Origin of the sequence: Streptomyces milbemycinicus, from assembly GCF_002154605.1 — a bacterium.
In the GTDB taxonomy this organism is placed as follows: domain Bacteria; phylum Actinomycetota; class Actinomycetes; order Streptomycetales; family Streptomycetaceae; genus Streptomyces; species Streptomyces milbemycinicus.
The window spans coordinates 1-1,325 of the sequence record NZ_MUNE01000758.1 but is presented as its reverse complement, the minus strand read 5'-3'; the positions used below and the strand labels follow the sequence as shown (position 1 = coordinate 1,325).

The window sequence follows — 1,325 nt, the reverse complement described above, 5'->3', positions numbered from 1 at the left end:
CGGCTTCCAACCGACCCGGTAGCGCCACCCATCCAACCGCGACCGCTCCCGCTGCCCCCGCCGCCACGACGACAACGCAGGCAGGACCGCACCCAACTGCTCACCGTTTGACAGCTCAAGCGTCGAAGCAAGCGACTCCAGATCCTCCCGCTCCACCGCCTCCCAGAACCGCGCCTCCACCTCATCCACCACAACCGCCTCAACAGGAGCATCCAGCCAAAACCGCTCCCGCTGAAAGGCATACGTCGGCAGATCCACCCGCGACGCGCCTGAGCCCTCGAACACCCGCGTCCAGTCCATCACCACGCCGCGTACCCACGCCTGCGCCAACCCCGAAAGCAGGCTCCGCACCTCGGGCTGTTGGGCTCGCAGCACCGGAACGAACAGGCTCTCGCCAACAACATCGGGACCCATAGCGCTCAACACGCCATCGGGGCCCAATTCGAGGAAGGTCGTGATGCCCTGCTCGGCGAGCGCAGCCACCCCATCCGCGAATCGCACCGTTTGCCGAACATGCCGCACCCAGTAATCAGCCGAGCCCAGCTCCGCTGCGGCAAGGTTCCCGGTCACGTTGGAGACGACCGGAATGCGCGGCGCGGCGTAGTCCAGGCTCTCGGCGATACTGCGGAAGTCGTCCAGCATCAGGTCCATACGAGGCGAATGGAACGCATGCGACACCTCAAGACGCCTGGTCTTACGCCCCTGACCCCGCAGCGACTCCGCCACAGCAAGGAGAGCATCCTCATCACCCGAGACGACCACCGAGGTCGGACCATTGACCGCGGCAACGCCGACCTGGCCCTCATACTCGGCAAGAAGCGGCGCCACCTCGTCCTCGGCCGCCTGGACAGCAACCATCGCCCCGCCGGCGGGCAGCGCCTGCATCAACCGGCCACGAGCCGCCACCAACCGAACCGCATCCTCCAACGAAAACACACCCGCCACATGAGCCGCCACGATCTCACCGACCGAATGACCACCCACAAACTCCGGCACCACACCCCACGACTCAACCAACCGAAACAACGCCACCTCAACGGCAAACAGACCAGCCTGCGTAAACACCGTCTGACCAAGAAGAACAGCATCATCACCGAAGATCACATCACGCAAAGACCGCTCGACATACCCCGCCAACTCCTTGTCCAGCAGCCCGCACACCTCGTCAAACGCTCCCGCGAACACCGGATACTGGCCATACAACTCACGGCCCATACCCACCCGCTGGCTGCCCTGACCCGAAAACAACACCGCCAACCGACCCGAACCCACACCCTGACCCACAACAACACCAGAAACCGACTCACCCCGCACCAACGCGCCCA

At 64.6% G+C, this 1,325-nt stretch carries 1 protein-coding gene; it reads right to left on the bottom strand.

Annotated elements, in window-relative coordinates; all coding sequences use genetic code 11:
• Nucleotides 1-1,325: acyltransferase domain-containing protein (locus CCN51_RS45250; protein WP_158104759.1), on the bottom strand; the 1,325-nt coding region annotated here is incomplete at both ends.